This is a genomic window from Streptomyces azureus (assembly GCF_001270025.1).
GTDB lineage: Bacteria > Actinomycetota > Actinomycetes > Streptomycetales > Streptomycetaceae > Streptomyces > Streptomyces azureus.
In genome coordinates this window covers 1-15072 of sequence record NZ_DF968485.1, presented here as the reverse complement: position 1 = coordinate 15072, position 15072 = coordinate 1, and the positions used below count along the sequence as shown (strand labels likewise).

Annotated in this window: 12 protein-coding genes; all 12 read left to right on the top strand. The window is 71.6% G+C overall.

What is annotated here, in order from left to right; genetic code table 11:
- Positions 1-6: 6 nt before the first annotated feature.
- The gene (locus AOQ53_RS36950) at positions 7-1512 is read left to right on the top strand and encodes a CYTH and CHAD domain-containing protein (RefSeq protein WP_059424137.1); all 1506 of its coding nucleotides are present in this window, start codon (positions 7-9) and stop codon (positions 1510-1512) included.
- 87 nt (positions 1513-1599) lie between these two features.
- Positions 1600-3564, top strand: coding sequence for a TIGR03960 family B12-binding radical SAM protein (locus tag AOQ53_RS36945; protein ID WP_059424135.1), 1965 nt, complete (start codon positions 1600-1602; stop codon positions 3562-3564).
- 289 nt (positions 3565-3853) lie between these two features.
- Positions 3854-4351: a DUF2975 domain-containing protein gene (locus tag AOQ53_RS36940; RefSeq protein WP_059424133.1), complete on the top strand. Its 498-nt coding sequence runs from the start codon at positions 3854-3856 to the stop codon at positions 4349-4351.
- A complete protein-coding gene (locus tag AOQ53_RS36935) occupies positions 4351-4581 on the top strand; it encodes a helix-turn-helix domain-containing protein (RefSeq protein WP_059424131.1) in 231 nt (76 codons plus the stop codon). Before AOQ53_RS36940 ends, AOQ53_RS36935 begins: the two co-directional genes overlap by 1 nt.
- Positions 4581-5066: a GNAT family N-acetyltransferase gene (locus tag AOQ53_RS36930; protein ID WP_059424129.1), complete on the top strand. Its 486-nt coding sequence runs from the start codon at positions 4581-4583 to the stop codon at positions 5064-5066. Before AOQ53_RS36935 ends, AOQ53_RS36930 begins: the two co-directional genes overlap by 1 nt.
- Before the next feature lie 98 nt (positions 5067-5164).
- Positions 5165-6352, top strand: coding sequence for a hypothetical protein (locus tag AOQ53_RS36925; RefSeq protein WP_174523409.1), 1188 nt, complete (start codon positions 5165-5167; stop codon positions 6350-6352).
- A gap of 48 nt (positions 6353-6400) precedes the next feature.
- On the top strand, positions 6401-7183 hold the full coding sequence (locus tag AOQ53_RS36920; RefSeq protein WP_059424128.1) for a TIGR03936 family radical SAM-associated protein: 783 nt from the start codon (positions 6401-6403) through the stop codon (positions 7181-7183).
- Positions 7184-7442: 259 nt separating this feature from the next.
- Entirely contained in the window at positions 7443-11579 is a 4137-nt protein-coding gene (locus AOQ53_RS36915; protein WP_059424126.1) for an Rne/Rng family ribonuclease, read from the top strand.
- 269 nt (positions 11580-11848) lie between these two features.
- Positions 11849-12169: a 50S ribosomal protein L21 gene (gene rplU / locus AOQ53_RS36910; RefSeq protein ID WP_004931419.1), complete on the top strand. Its 321-nt coding sequence runs from the start codon at positions 11849-11851 to the stop codon at positions 12167-12169.
- 14 nt (positions 12170-12183) lie between these two features.
- Entirely contained in the window at positions 12184-12438 is a 255-nt protein-coding gene (gene rpmA / locus AOQ53_RS36905) for a 50S ribosomal protein L27 (protein ID WP_059424124.1), read from the top strand.
- A 126-nt stretch (positions 12439-12564) separates the two neighbouring features.
- The gene (gene obgE / locus AOQ53_RS36900; RefSeq protein WP_059424123.1) at positions 12565-14001 is read left to right on the top strand and encodes a GTPase ObgE; all 1437 of its coding nucleotides are present in this window, start codon (positions 12565-12567) and stop codon (positions 13999-14001) included.
- A gap of 153 nt (positions 14002-14154) precedes the next feature.
- Positions 14155-15072: FG-GAP-like repeat-containing protein (locus AOQ53_RS36895; protein ID WP_236711944.1), on the top strand; the 918-nt coding region annotated here is incomplete at its 3' end.

Below are 15072 nucleotides of genomic sequence, written 5' to 3'. Positions count from 1 at the left end.
CGGCCCATGGCGGACACCAAGCGCGAGATCGAGCGGAAATACGAGTCCGAGGACAGCGGCCTTCCCGACCTGACCGGTGTCGCCGGGGTCGCGGCCGTGCTCGACAAGGGCATCGCCCACCTCGACGCCACCTACTACGACACGGCCGACGAACGCCTCGCCGCGTCGTCCGTCACCCTGCGCCGCCGCACCGGCGGCTCGGACGCGGGCTGGCATCTGAAGTTCCCCGTCGCCCCCGGCGTCCGCGACGAGATCCACGCCCCGCTCTCCGAGACCCTCCCGGACGACCTCGCCGGGCTCGTCCGCTCCCGCGTCCGCGGCCGCGAACTGCTGCCCGTCGTCCGGCTGCGCTCCGACCGCGACGTACGCCACCTCGTCGACGCCGACGGCCGGCTGCTCGCCGAGGTCAGCGTCGACGCCGTACGGGCCGACCGGCTCACGGCCGGAGGCGGCGCAGCGCAGTGGACGGAGATCGAGGTGGAGCTTGCCGACGGGGGAGACCCGGCCTTTCTCGACAAGGTGGAGAAGCGGCTGCGCAAGGCGGGCATACGGCCGTCGGCCTCGGCGTCGAAGCTGGCGCGGGCCCTGGCGGAGACGGCGCCGCACAAACAGCGTGCCTCCGCCCCCGCCGGGGAACCGGTGACCGCCGGAGACCTCGTCCTGGCGTACGTGCGCACCCAGCGGGACGCCATCGTCGAACTCGACCCGGCCGTGCGGCGGGACGCCGAGGACTCCGTGCACAGAATGCGCGTGGCCACCCGCAGGCTGCGCAGCACCTTCAAGTCCTACGGCGAGATCCTCGACCGGACCGTCACAGACCCCATCGGCGACGAGCTGAAATGGCTGGCCGCTGAGCTGGGCCTGGACCGGGACCGCGAGGTGCTGAGCGAACGGCTCACGGCGGCCCTCGACGAGGTGCCGACCACGCTCGTCCGCGGCCCGGTCGCAGAGCGGCTGCACACCTGGGCGAGAACCGAGCACGGCGGGGCCCGAGGCCGGCTCATAGGCGTCCTGGACTCCCGCCGTTACCTCGCCCTGCTCGACGCCCTGGACGCGCTGATCGCCGACCCGCCCCTGCGGAAGGCGGTCGGCAAGAAGCCCCGCAAAGTGATCGCCAAGGCCGTGAAGAAGGACTTCCGCAAGGTCGCCGGTCTGGTCGAGCGGGCCGTGGAACTGGAACCCGGCACCGACCGCGATGTCGCGATCCACGAGGCCCGCAAGAAGACCAAGCGCGCCCGCTACGCGGCGGAGGCCGCCCGACCGGCCCTCGGCAAGCCCGCCAAGGCCATGGTCAAGTCGATGAAATCGCTCCAGAACCTGCTCGGCGAACACCAGGACAGCGTGATGGCCCGGCAGACACTGCGCGAGCTGTCGGCGGTCGCCCACGCGGCCGGGGAGAGCGCCTTCACCTACGGCCTGCTCCATGAGCGCGAGGAGCAGCGGGCGGTGCGCGTGGAGACCGAGCTGCCCGGATTCTGGGAGCGGACCAAGGGCCGGGCGGCAGGCCTCTGATCTTCCGCGCGTACGGAGGTGCGTCCCGATCGCGTTAGTCTGGATGGTCACCCTGTCCGTTCAGTCCAGCCCACGAAGGTGCGCGACATGCCTGCCGAAGTCGCTGCGTCGGTGTTCCCGCAGCTCGAAGCTCTGCTCCCGCACGTGCAGAAGCCGATCCAGTACGTCGGCGGAGAACTCAACTCCACGGTCAAGGACTGGGACTCCTGTGACGTCCGCTGGGCGCTCATGTACCCGGACGCCTACGAGGTCGGCCTGCCCAACCAGGGCGTCCAGATCCTCTACGAGGTGCTCAACGAGCAGCAGGGCGTCCTCGCCGAGCGCACCTACAGCGTGTGGCCGGACCTTGAGGAGCTGATGCGGGAGCACGGCGTCCCGCAGTTCACGGTGGACAGCCACCGGCCCGTGAAGGCTTTCGACGTGCTGGGCCTGTCCTTCTCCACGGAGCTGGGCTACACCAACATGCTGGCGGCCCTGGACCTCTCCGGGATCCCCCTGGAATCCAAGGACCGCGGCCTGGACGACCCGATCGTCATGGCCGGCGGCCACGCCGCGTTCAACCCCGAGCCGATCGCGGACTTCATCGACTGCGCGGTGATCGGCGACGGCGAGCAGGCCGTCCTGGAAGTCACCGCGATCATCCGCGCCTGGAAGGCGGAGGGCCGCCCCGGCGGCCGCGAGGAGCTCCTCTTCCGCCTGGCGAAGACGGGCGGGGTGTACGTGCCCGGCTTCTACGACGTCGAGTACCTGCCGGACGGCCGTATCGCCCGAGTCGTACCGAAGCGCAGCGGTGTCCCGTGGCGCGTCTCCAAGCACACGGTGATGGACCTCGACGAGTGGCCGTACCCCAAGCAGCCCCTGGTCCCGCTCGCGGAGACGGTCCACGAGCGCATGTCGGTGGAGATCTTCCGCGGCTGCACCCGCGGCTGCCGCTTCTGCCAGGCCGGCATGATCACCCGCCCGGTCCGCGAACGCTCCATCACGGGCATCGGCGACATGGTCGAGCAGGGCCTGAAGGCGACGGGCTTCGAGGAGGTGGGCCTGCTGTCCCTCTCCTCGGCGGACCACTCGGAGATCGGCGACATCGCCAAGGGCCTCGCGGACCGCTACGAGGAAGACAAGATCGGTCTCTCCCTCCCGTCCACCCGCGTGGACGCCTTCAACATCGACCTGGCGAACGAACTCACGCGCAACGGCCGCCGCTCCGGCCTCACCTTCGCGCCTGAGGGCGGCTCCGAGCGCATCCGCAAGGTCATCAACAAGATGGTCTCGGAAGAGGACCTGATCAGGACTGTCGCGACGGCGTACGGCAACGGCTGGCGTCAGGTGAAGCTGTACTTCATGTGCGGCCTGCCGACGGAGACCGACGACGACGTCCTCCAGATCGCCGACATGGCGACGAAGGTCATCGCCAAGGGCCGCGAGGTCTCGAAGTCCAACGACATCCGCTGCACGGTCTCGATCGGCGGCTTCGTCCCCAAGCCCCACACCCCCTTCCAGTGGGCCCCGCAGCTGTCGGCGGAGGAGACGGACGCCCGCCTGGAGAAGCTGCGGAACAAGATCCGCGGCGACAAGAAGTACGGCCGCTCCATCGGATTCCGCTACCACGACGGCAAGCCCGGCATCGTCGAGGGCCTGCTGTCCCGCGGCGACCGCCGGATCGGCGCCGTCATCCGCGCGGTCTACGACGACGGCGGCCGCTTCGACGGCTGGCGCGAGCACTTCTCGTACGACCGCTGGATGCGGTGCGCCGAAAAGGCGCTGGCCCCCTTCGGCGTCGACGTCGACTGGTACACGACCCGGGAGCGCACGTACGAGGAGGTCCTCCCCTGGGACCACCTGGACTCCGGCCTCGACAAGGACTGGCTCTGGGAGGACTGGCAGGACGCCCTCGACGAGACGGAGGTCGAGGACTGCCGCTGGACGCCGTGCTTCGACTGCGGGGTCTGCCCACAGATGGACACCCAGATCCAGATCGGCCCGACGGGCAAGAAGCTTCTGCCCCTGACGGTCAAGAACGCGGCCCCGGCGCCGAGCGGTCACGCGCACTGACGGTTGTCCGAGGCGTCACCGAATCCGTTGCGTCGCACCGGGAGCCCCCTCCGACTCGGAGGGGGCTCTTTCTGTTGAGGGGGCCGGGCCGGGAGGTGAGAGGCCGGCTGTTCGGGGGACCCGCTGGGCAGGCGGGGTCGGTGGCGTTCCCCTGGGGGGCCGGCCCGGCTCAGGTTCCCCCGGTTCAGCCATGTGCTGGGGGAGCCGTGTACGTCGAAGGCCGATGCCCCATTGCCTTGCATATCGATTTTCGATAGATTTCCATCGTGACTCGATCGGAGGAGTGGCGATGGGGAAGCTGGCCGTGGCGGCGTTGCGTGTGGTGCTCGTGGTGTTGCTCGCCGGGTCGTTGTTCGTGCAAGGGGTGATCGTCCCGCTGCTGGCCATCGACATGAACGGGCTCAAGCCCGAATACGCGTACCTGCGTACACCGATCATCGTGATCACGATCCTGGGTGTCGTGACCGCCCAGGTCGTCGTGGTCTGTGTGTGGCGGCTGGTGACGATGGTGCGTCGCGGGACGGTGTTCTCCACGGCCGCCTTCCGGTACGTGCACATCGTGATCGGCGCGTTTGTGGTGGCCGCCCTGCTGGTCTTCGCGCTCGCGGCCGTCCTCGCGCCGGGCGAGGCCGTCGCTCCCGGGGTGGTGCTGCTGCTGTGCGGGGTCGTCGTGGCCGTGCTGGGTGTCGCGCTGGTCGTGCTCGTACTTCGGATGCTGCTCGCGCAGGCCGTTGCACGGGACGTCGAGGCGGCCCGGATGCGGGCCGAGTTGGAAGAGGTCATCTGATGCCGATCGCCGTCGACATCGACGTGATGCTGGCCAAGCGGAAGATGTCCGTGGGCGAACTCGCGGAACGCGTCGGCATCACACCCGCCAACCTCGCGGTCCTCAAGAACGGCCGCGCCAAGGCGGTCCGCTTCTCGACCCTCGCCGCCCTCTGCGAGGTTCTCGAGTGCCAGCCTGGGGACCTGCTGCGCTGGGAGGCGGACGAGGCCACCGACCGGACAATGTCCTGATGCAGAACATCAGCATCCGCCCCGCTCGGTCCGGCGAACTGGCGGCCGTGGCGGCACTTCGCTGGGAGTGGCTCGTCGAGAACGGCGGCGAGGCCCTCGGTGAACGCGAGGAATTCGTACGGCACTTCGTCGACTGGGCCCGGGACAACGCCGGTTCGCATCGGTGCATGGTGGTCGTGCGTGACGATGGCGTCGTCATCGGTATGGCCTGGCTGGCGGTGGTGCAGCGGGTGCCCACACCGCGGGTGCCCACACCGCGGGCGCCGCGGCGGGCCTCCGGCGATCTCCAGTGTGTGTACGTCGTACCGGAGGCGCGCGACGGCGGGCTGGGCGGGCGGCTCGTCCGGGCGGTTCTGGACGAGGCCCGGGAGCTCGGGCTGGAGCGGGTGACCGTGCACTCGACCGTGCGCGCGATCCCCGCGTACGCGCGGTGCGGTTTCCAGGAGTCGCCCCGGCTGCTGCACGCTCGGGTCGCGGGCGCGTGAACCGTATGATCATGACGCCAGGTGGAGGATCTGCGGAAGAACGGGGCGGGGCTGTGCGGTGCTGGATCCGGACGGGGCGTTGAGGCGTCTACGACGGTATGGATCTGGAGAAGCCGGCCCGAGAGGGCTCCGAGACGCGAGTCGATCTGCGGAAACGGGTGCCCGAACCGTCCGCGCCACCGGTGCGTGAGGCGGCGCCCGAGGGGTGTCTCGCCGTCGCGGTCCGGATTCCCGTGCGGATCGTCGTGCTCGTGCTGGTCGTCCCCGTGCGGATGGTGTGGGACGCGCTCGTCGTGGCCGGGCGGTTCCTGAACGACGTGCTGTTCCGGCCGCTGGGCAGGGCGCTGCTGTGGCTCGGGCGGGCGGTGTTCGTCTGGCCGTTCGTGGGGCTGTGGCGGTATGTGGTCGTGCCGGTGGCCAAGGCGCTCGCGTGGCTCGGGAACGTGCTCCTCGTCGTGCCTCTGGTGTGGCTCTACCGGTACGTGCTGACGCCGGTGGGACACGCGGTCGTGTGGGTTGCCACATGGGTCGCCAGGGGCGTAGGCGCCGCGCTCGGCTGGGTGTACGCGTACCTGCTCACGCCGGCCGGGCGTGCCGTCATGTGGGTGCTGAAGGGGCTCGGCGCCGTGCTCGCCGCGGTCGGGGTCGGCGTGTACACCGTCGTGGCGTGGCTCGCCCGGTATCTGGTCGTCGTGCCCGCCGTGTGGCTGTACACGTGGGTGCTCGCGCCTGTCGGGCGGGCGATCGCCTGGTGCGGCAAGGGACTGGTGTGGCTGGTGAGTACGGTCGTCACCGGCATCGGGACGGCTCTCCACTGGATCGCCCGGATCCTCCTCGTCCTGCCCGCGCTCGCCCTGTGGCGCTGGGTCCTCGCCCCGGTCGGGCGCGTCCTCGCCGTCATCGGACGTGAGGTCCGGGACGCCCTCGGGCACGCCTGGCGCGTCGCCGGGTACATCTCGCTCGCCGTCGGGCGGTTCCTCGCGACGCTCTTCCGGTGGATCTTCGTCGAGCCGGTGCGGTGGGTGTACCGGAGCGTGCTGACGCCCGTCGGGCACGTCGTGCGCGACGCCGTCCTGCGGCCCGCCGCCGAGGCCGCCCGCAGTGTGGGACGGGCCACGCGGCAGGCGCTGGCCTCCGCCCGGGAGTCCGTACGTCAGGCGCGCGCCGACTTCCGGCGGATGCTCTTCGGCGAGCCGGCGCAGCCGCAGCCGGTCGACCTCGGGGAACCTTCGGGCCGCGAGGCACGTACTCTTGGTAGAAGTACGACCGCTCTCACGAAGGACTGAACGACACTGGGCAAGCGACAGCCCGAAGGCCCGCCGCCCGCACCCGCGGTGCAGCGCATCCGACTGCGCTACACCAAGCGCGGCCGCCTCCGGTTCACCAGCCACCGTGACTTCCAGCGCGCCTTCGAGCGTGCGTTGCGCCGTGCCGAGGTGCCGATGGCCTACTCGGCGGGCTTCACACCGCACCCGAAGGTGTCGTACGCCAATGCCGCACCCACCGGCACGGGCAGTGAGGCGGAGTACCTGGAGATCGCGCTCACCGCGCCCCGCGACCCGGAGCGGCTCAGGGCCCTTCTCGACGAGTCGATGCCCGCCGGGCTCGACATCGTCGAGGCGGTCGAGGCCCGTACCTCGGGCCTCGCCGACCGGCTGACGGCTTCCGTGTGGGAGCTGCGACTGGACGGTGTGTCGCAGGAGGACGCCCGCCGAGCGGTGGACGCCTTCAACGCGGCCGAGACCGTCGAGGTCCAGCGCCTCATGAAGAACGGCGTCCGTACCTTCGACGCCCGCTCCGCCGTCGTGAACCTGGAGATCCGCGACCTCACAGAAACGCAGAGTTCCCAGGCTGATAGGCCGACCGACCAGCCCTGTGCGATACTGCGGCTGGTTGTTCGGCACGTGACGCCTGCCGTACGACCCGACGACGTCCTGTCCGGTCTCCGCGCCGTGGCCGACCTGGCGCCGCCGGTCCCCGCAGCGGTGACCAGGCTGGCGCAGGGGCTGTTCGATGAAGAGACCGGCACGGTGACCGACCCGCTCGCGCCCGACCGCGAGGCAGCGGAGGCCCACTCAACGGCCGAACCGACTGCCGCCGCGACGGCGTCGGCGTAAGGAAGGTTCCGCGTAGGGACGGACGTCGTAGCGCCGCCCTCGGACTCGGGAGCCACCTGGGTCGGGCAGCGTACCGACCAGAAGACTTTCGCCAGGCCGTACGCATTCGGCGTACGGAACCGGCGAGACAGGACACAGAGAGCTCCCGTGCGGCGCCCGCGCCCCGGACGGCGGCGACGCGCACAGCGCGAGCCGCGGACGTCACCGGCACAGCCGGACCAGGCGCGGCGCCCGGGAGCCTGACGGGAGATAAGCCCGCATGCTCGAACCGACCGAACCCACAGAGTCCGCCACGGACTCCGAACAGAACACTCCCAGCGACACCCTGCCGCCTCGCCGGCGGCGCCGTGCCGCGTCCCGGCCGGCGGGTCCGCCCGTCGGCACCTCCTCCGACGCTCCGGTGGAGACCGTCACGCCGGCCATACCGGCCGCGGAGCCCGAAGACCTCGCCGCTGACGTCGTAGAGGCCGGCGAGGCCGAGGACGCCGCCGCCGAGGAGACGGCCGTGGCGGCGCAGGAGACTTCCGAGGCTGCGGAGAGCGCCGAGGAGGCCGCGCCTGCCGCTCCCAAGCGGCGCCGTGTGGTCCGCCGTGCTGCCGCGCCCGCCGGGGCTCCGGCGTCCGCTGAGGCCGCCGAGACCGTGGTGCCGGTGACCGCTGCCGCTCCGGCCGGCTCTGAGGCGCCGGAGCAGGCCGAGGCCTCCGTCCCCGCCGAGGTGTCCGAGGACGCCGCTCCCCGGCGCACCCGGCGTCGTGCGACGCGCACGGTGACCTCCCCTGCTGCGACCCCGGCGGAGACGGCGTCGGCTGCCGCCGCACAGGCCGAGCCGAGTGCCCCTGAGGCCGCCGCGGGCGCTGACGGCGCCGAGACCGCGGAGAAGGCCGCCGAGGAAGCTGCTCCGCGCCGGGCTCGGCGGCGTGCCACACGACGCGTGACCGCGCCCACCGCAGCGCCTGCCGCCGCGGATGCGGCCGAAGGAACCGCCGACGCGGGCCGGTCCGGCTCCGTCGCCACCACCGACGTGCCCGCCGAGGCCGTCGCTGCCGCGTCTGGTGGGCCCGTCGAGGCCCCCTCCGGCTCGCCCGCCGAGGAGGCGAAGGCACCTGTGACCGATTCTCCTGCCGCTGAGTCCGACGGAGCCTCCGAGGCCGCCGCCCAGGCTTCCGAGCCCGCCGAGGATGCCGCTCCGCGGCGCCGCCGCCGGGCCGTCCGCCGGGCCGCCAGTGGTTTCGCCGAGCCCGCGCAGTCCTCGCGGGGCTCCCGGTCCTCGAAGTCCGCGCAGGCCGCCGCCGGTGAGAACGAGACGTCGGCGCGGCCCGCGCGGCCCGCTGTCGCCGTGTTCCAGGCGCCCGTGTTCACCGAGCCCCAGTTCCAGACGCCGGAGCGGGCCGCCGCCGCAGCCGCCGCCGAGGCGGCCGGGGCCGAGGAGCCCGAGGAGGCGGAGGAGTCCGCGCCGGCGGAGGTGCGCGAGGAGCAGTCCGGCGGACCGCGTCGCCGGCGTCGTCGCCGGGGTTCCGCTGACGAGCCCGAGGCGCAGGCCACCGAGGCTCCCGCTGCCGAGAGCGCCGCCGTCGACGAGGTGGAGGAGCCCGAGGACTCCGCCGAGGGCGAGGACCAGGACGACTCCGAGGGGGCCGGCTCGCGCCGCCGCCGTCGCCGGGGTGGCCGCCGCCGTCGGCGCGGTGAGTCCGCCGAGAGCGACGCCGAGGGCGGCGAGGGCACGGACGCCGAGGCCGAGCAGGTCGCCGCCGTGCAGGCCGCGCAGGACGCCGAGGACAGCGCGGAGCAGGCCGAGGAGGACCAGGACGAGTCCGACGAGGCCGCCGACCGTGACGAGTCGGGCGGTGGCTCCAGCAGCAGCCGCCGTCGCCGTCGCCGCCGCCGCCGCGCCGGTGAGACCGCGGCCGACGCCGCCGAGCCCTCGGACGACGACCCGGAGCGCACGGTCGTCAAGGTCCGTGAGCCCCGCCCCAAGGCCGAACCGTCCGACGAGGTGCAGTCCATCAAGGGCTCGACCCGTCTGGAGGCCAAGAAGCAGCGCCGCCGGGAGGGCCGCGAGCAGGGCCGCCGGCGGGTTCCGATCATCACCGAGGCGGAGTTCCTGGCCCGGCGCGAGGCCGTCGATCGCGTGATGGTCGTCCGGCAGCACGGCGACCGTACGCAGATCGGCGTCCTGGAGGACGGCGTGCTCGTCGAGCACTACGTCAACAAGGAGCAGTCGACCTCGTACGTCGGCAACGTCTACCTCGGCAAGGTGCAGAACGTGCTGCCGTCGATGGAGGCCGCCTTCATCGACATCGGCAAGGGCCGCAACGCCGTGCTGTACGCCGGCGAGGTCAACTTCGAGGCGCTCGGCATGGCCAACGGGCCGCGGCGCATCGAGTCCGCCCTGAAGTCCGGGCAGTCCGTGCTCGTCCAGGTGACCAAGGACCCCATCGGGCACAAGGGCGCCCGTCTGACCAGCCAGGTGTCCCTCCCCGGGCGCTACCTCGTGTACGTGCCCGAGGGCTCCATGACCGGCATCAGCCGCAAGCTGCCCGACACCGAGCGGGCGCGGCTGAAGACGATCCTCAAGAAGATCGTCCCCGAGGACGCGGGCGTCATCGTGCGCACCGCCGCCGAGGGCGCGAGCGAGGACGAGCTGCGCCGGGACGTCGAGCGGCTCCAGGGGCAGTGGGAGGACATCCAGAAGAAGGCCAAGAACGGCAACGCCCCGACGCTGCTGTACGGCGAGCCGGACATGACCGTCCGGGTCGTGCGCGACATCTTCAACGAGGACTTCTCCAAGGTCGTCGTCAGCGGCGACGAGGCGTGGTCGACCATCCACGGGTACGTCTCGCACGTCGCGCCGGACCTCGCCGAGCGGCTCCAGAAGTGGACCTCCGAGGTCGACGTCTTCGCCACGTACCGGATCGACGAGCAGCTCGCCAAGGCGCTGGACCGCAAGGTGTGGCTGCCCAGCGGCGGTTCGCTGGTGATCGACCGGACCGAGGCGATGGTCGTCGTCGACGTCAACACCGGCAAGTTCACCGGCCAGGGCGGCAACCTCGAGGAGACCGTCACCAGGAACAACCTGGAGGCGGCCGAGGAGATCGTGCGCCAGCTGCGGCTGCGCGACCTCGGCGGCATCATCGTCATCGACTTCATCGACATGGTGCTGGAGTCCAACCGGGACCTGGTGCTGCGGCGCCTGCTCGAATGCCTGGGCCGGGACCGTACGAAGCACCAGGTGGCCGAGGTGACCTCGCTGGGCCTCGTGCAGATGACCCGCAAGCGGGTCGGGCAGGGGCTCCTGGAGTCCTTCTCCGAGACCTGCGTCCACTGCAACGGGCGCGGTGTCATCGTGCACATGGAGCAGCCGACCTCCGTCGGAGGCGGCGGCAAGCGCAAGAAGCGTGCGCGTGCCGGTGCCGCCGAGCCGCACGTGCACGAGGCGGCCGTCGAGACCGTCGAAGAGGAGGCGGAGACCGAGGCCGAGGTCGGTGCCGAGCTCGCCGAGCCGGTCGCGCTGCCCGAGCCGGTCTTCGAGCCCGACGAGGACCTGTACAGCAGCGCCGCCGAGGCGGAGGCCGCGGCCACACGCGGGCGGACGCGACGCCGGGCGAGCCGGCGGGCGTCGGCTCCGGCGGGCGCGCCGCGCGGTGACACGGCGGAGCCCAAGGCCCGGCAGGACAGGAAGGCCGAGCAGGCCGAGCCCGAGGTGCCGACGGCTCAGGACGTGACCGCCGCCGAGGAGGTCGCCCGTCCGGTGCAGCCGGAGCCGGCCGCCGAGGCGCACGCCGAGCCGATGGCCGTCGAGGACCCGGTCGTCGAGGCCCCGGCTGCCGAGGAGGCCGCGCCCAAGGGCCGTGGCCGTCGGCGGGCGACGCGCAAGGTGTCCGCGCCGGCCGGTTCTCCGGCGGGAGCGGAGGCAGCCGTGGTGACGGTTTCCGAGGCCGCGCCCGCCGCGTCCGAGGCCACGGAGACGCCCGAGCTGGCCGAACAGCCCGCGGCGACTGCCGAGGCGGCCGTTGAGGCACCCGCCGAGAGCGTCGCCCCGGCCCGTCCGCGGCGCCGCGCGGTGCGCAAGCCCACCGTGTCCACCGCGTCCGAGGAGGCGGCCGTCGTGGTCGTCCCGTCGGCCGCGCCCGAGGAGGCCCCCGAGGCTGCCGCGTCCGAAGACGCCGTCACGGAGGAGGCCGCCGAGGAGTCGGTCCCGGCCAAGAAGACGGCCCGCAAGACGGCCAAGAAGGCCACGGTGAAGAAGGCCGCCACCAAGAAGACCGCGGCGAAGAAGACGACGGCGAAGAAGGCGGCGAAGACCACCAAGACCGCCGCCAAGAAGACCACGTCGAAGAAGACCGTCGCGGCGGAGCAGTCCCGCTCCTCCGTCTCGGCCTCCACCGACGAGGACTGACCGGGAACGACGCCCGCCGGGGCGTGCGCGAACCGCGCGTACGCCCCGGCGGACGCGACCGGCGTGACCGGTCGCACAGGGGGCGGACCCGGCTCGGTTTGACCCCTTCGGCCGCAGCCCCGTAACCTTGACCGTCGGCGTGTCGAATGACGCGTCACATCCCCGTAAACCTCATCCTCCGGGCGCCGGGCGCTCAGGAGAGGCCGCTTGTTGTGTCGGGCGGCTGGCCTGCGGGGGTGCCGTTTCCCCGAGCGAGAGAGTGAGTCCGCGTGTACGCCATCGTGCGCAGCGGTGGTCGCCAGCACAAGGTTGCTGTCGGCGACATCGTTGAGGTTGACAAGATTTCCACTGCCAAGGTTGGCGACACGGTCGAGCTCTCGACCCTGCTCGTTGTCGACGGCGACGCCGTGACCAGCGACCCGTGGGTCCTGGCCGGCATCAAGGTCCAGGCCGAGGTCGTGGACCACCACAAGGGCCAGAAGATCGACATTCTGCGCTACAAGAACAAGACCGGTTACCGCCGTCGTCAGGGCCACCGCCAGCAGTACACGGCGATCAAGGTCACTGAGATCCCCGCGGCTGCGAAGTAAGGGACTGAGGAGAGATGGCACACAAGAAGGGCGCATCGTCCACCCGTAACGGTCGTGACTCCAACGCTCAGCGCCTCGGCGTGAAGCGCTTCGGCGGTCAGGTCGTCAACGCGGGCGAGATCCTGGTCCGTCAGCGCGGCACCCACTTCCACCCCGGCGCCGGTGTCGGCCGTGGCGGCGACGACACGCTGTTCGCCCTCCAGCCCGGTTCGGTGCAGTTCGGCACCCACCGTGGCCGCAAGGTCGTGAACATCGTTCCGGTCGCCTGACCGGAAGCTTTCGCGAGGCGGACCTCACTTCCCTCACGGGAAGCGGGTCCGCCTTTCGCGTGTTACGCAGAGAACAACCCCGTACAACCCGTACGCAACGGCCGTACATCACTGGAGGCACCCACCATGACCACCTTCGTGGACCGCGTCGAGCTCCATGTCGCCGCGGGTAACGGAGGTCACGGCTGTGCCTCCGTCCACCGTGAGAAGTTCAAGCCGCTGGGCGGGCCCGACGGCGGCAACGGCGGGCGCGGCGGAGACGTGATCCTCACCGTCGACCAGTCCGTGACCACGCTCCTCGACTACCACCACTCCCCGCACCGCAAGGCCACCAACGGCAAGCCCGGCGAGGGCGGCAACCGCTCCGGCAAGGACGGGCAGGACCTCGTCCTGCCGGTGCCGGACGGCACGGTGGTGCTCGACAAGGCGGGCAACGTCCTCGCCGACCTGGTCGGGCACGGCACGTCGTACGTCGCCGCGCAGGGCGGCCGGGGCGGGCTCGGCAACGCGGCGCTGGCGTCCGCGCGGCGCAAGGCGCCCGGGTTCGCGCTGCTCGGTGAGCCGGGCGACGTGCGGGAAGTCGTCCTGGAGCTGAAGACGGTCGCCGACGTGGCGCTCGTCGGGTATCCGAGCGCCGGCAAGTCGTCGTTGATCTCGGTGCTGAGCGCCGCCAAGCCGAAGATCGCCGACTACCCGTTCACCACGCTCGTGCCGAACCTCGGTGTCGTCACGGCCGGCTCGGCGGTGTACACGATCGCCGACGTGCCCGGGCTGATCCCGGGAGCCAGCCAGGGCAAGGGCCTGGGCCTGGAGTTCCTGCGGCACGTGGAGCGGTGCAGTGTGCTCGTGCACGTCCTGGACACCGCCACGCTGGAGTCGGACCGCGACCCGGCCTCCGACCTCGACCTCATCGAGCAGGAGCTGCGGCAGTACGGCGGGCTGGACAACCGTCCGAGGATCGTCGTCCTGAACAAGATCGACGTACCGGACGGCAAGGAGCTGGCCGAGTTGGTGCGGCCCGACCTGGAGGCGCGCGGGTACCGCGTGTTCGAGGTGTCCGCCGTGGCGCACATGGGGCTGAAGGAGCTGTCGTTCGCGCTCGGGGATCTCGTGGCGCAGGCGAGGGCTGCGAAGCCGAAGGAAGAGGCCACGCGGATCGTGATCCGGCCCAAGGCCGTGGACGACACCGGCTTCACGGTGACGCGCGAGGCGGACGGGCTGTTCCGGGTACGCGGGGAGAAGCCCGAGCGCTGGGTGCGGCAGACCGACTTCACCAACGACGAGGCGGTCGGCTACCTGGCGGACCGGCTCAACCGGCTCGGGGTCGAAGAGGAGCTGATGAAGGCGGGCGCCCGGGGCGGCGACGGTGTCGCCATCGGTCCCGAGGAGAACGCGGTCGTCTTCGACTGGGAGCCGTCCGTGATGGCCGGGGCCGAAATGCTCGGCCGACGCGGTGAGGACCACCGGTTGGAGGAGGCGCGACCGGCCGCGCAGCGCCGCAGGGACCGGCAGGCCGAGCGGGACGAGGCGCAGCAGGAGTTCGACGACTTCGAGCCGTTCTGAGTGTCCTGAGTTAACGAGAAGTAAATTCGCAACGGACTTCAAGGCAACCAAGCCGTTCTTCGGTGAGTCGTACTGGGCAGCGCGGATGAGGATCTTGCTCCTCGCCGTGCCCCAACTGGCCAGCGGATCACCGGAGTTCACGTGCCCCAGTCCATGAGCAAGCGCAGGATCGGCCGAGGAGCAGGAGTGGCGGCGGCCGTCGCGGTCGTCGCGGCCGTCACCGCCCCGGTGGCCGCACAGGCCGCCGACGCGGCCCCCACGACCCCGGCCGGCGCGGCGAAGCTCCACGACGATTTCAACGGCGACGGCTACGCCGACCTCGCCGTGGCCGCCCCGACCGCGACCGTCGGCGGCAAGAAGGGCGCCGGATACGTCGCCGTGGTCTACGGCACGAAGAACGGGCTGGACGCGACCAAGCGGCAGGTGTTCAGCCAGAGCACGGCCGGCGTGCCCGGCAGCCCTGAGATAGACGACGCGTTCGGCAGCGCGCTCACCACCGCCGACCTCGACCGCGACGGGTACGCGGACCTGGTGGTCGGCGTGGGAAGCGAGGGCACGGCCGACGGCGGTGAGGAGTCCGGGCTGGTCGAGGTCCTGTGGGGCGGTGCGAAGGGCCTGGCCGGCGGGGCCGTCCTGGCCACCGGGAAGACCTACGACTGGCTCGGCCGCCAGGGGCGCCTGACCGTCGGGGACATCGACGGTGACGGCGCCGAGGACCTGGTGACCGTGGAGAACCAGTTCAACCTGCGTGTGCTGAAAGGCCCGTTCGCCCGGGACGGCTCCACGGCCCACGGCGAGCAGCTCGTGACGGACGAGTTCGACACCCGCTACCTCGACCTGGCCACCGGCGACGTCAACGGCGACGGTGTCACGGACGTGGCCGCCACCCAGAACGACGGCGACGAGTTCGACGCCCGCCGGGTCGTGTACTGGCTGGGCACCAAGCAGGGACTCAAGCCGTACACCACCGTGCAGGGCAGCGACGGCTACCGGCTCCAGGGCGGCGAGAACCTCGACATCGGGGACGTCGACCGGGACGGCTACGACGACATCGTGGTCGGCCGGGCCGTC

Coding starts and splice junctions, on each gene's coding strand:
- AOQ53_RS36930 (WP_059424129.1), top strand. CDS start 4,581: ATGCAGAACATCAGCATCCGCCCCGCTCGGTCCGGCGAACTGGCGGCC.
- AOQ53_RS36950 (WP_059424137.1), top strand. CDS start 7: ATGGCGGACACCAAGCGCGAGATCGAGCGGAAATACGAGTCCGAGGAC.
- AOQ53_RS36925 (WP_174523409.1), top strand. CDS start 5,165: ATGGATCTGGAGAAGCCGGCCCGAGAGGGCTCCGAGACGCGAGTCGAT.
- AOQ53_RS36915 (WP_059424126.1), top strand. CDS start 7,443: ATGCTCGAACCGACCGAACCCACAGAGTCCGCCACGGACTCCGAACAG.
- rpmA (WP_059424124.1), top strand. CDS start 12,184: ATGGCACACAAGAAGGGCGCATCGTCCACCCGTAACGGTCGTGACTCC.
- AOQ53_RS36945 (WP_059424135.1), top strand. CDS start 1,600: ATGCCTGCCGAAGTCGCTGCGTCGGTGTTCCCGCAGCTCGAAGCTCTG.
- obgE (WP_059424123.1), top strand. CDS start 12,565: ATGACCACCTTCGTGGACCGCGTCGAGCTCCATGTCGCCGCGGGTAAC.
- AOQ53_RS36935 (WP_059424131.1), top strand. CDS start 4,351: ATGCCGATCGCCGTCGACATCGACGTGATGCTGGCCAAGCGGAAGATG.
- AOQ53_RS36940 (WP_059424133.1), top strand. CDS start 3,854: ATGGGGAAGCTGGCCGTGGCGGCGTTGCGTGTGGTGCTCGTGGTGTTG.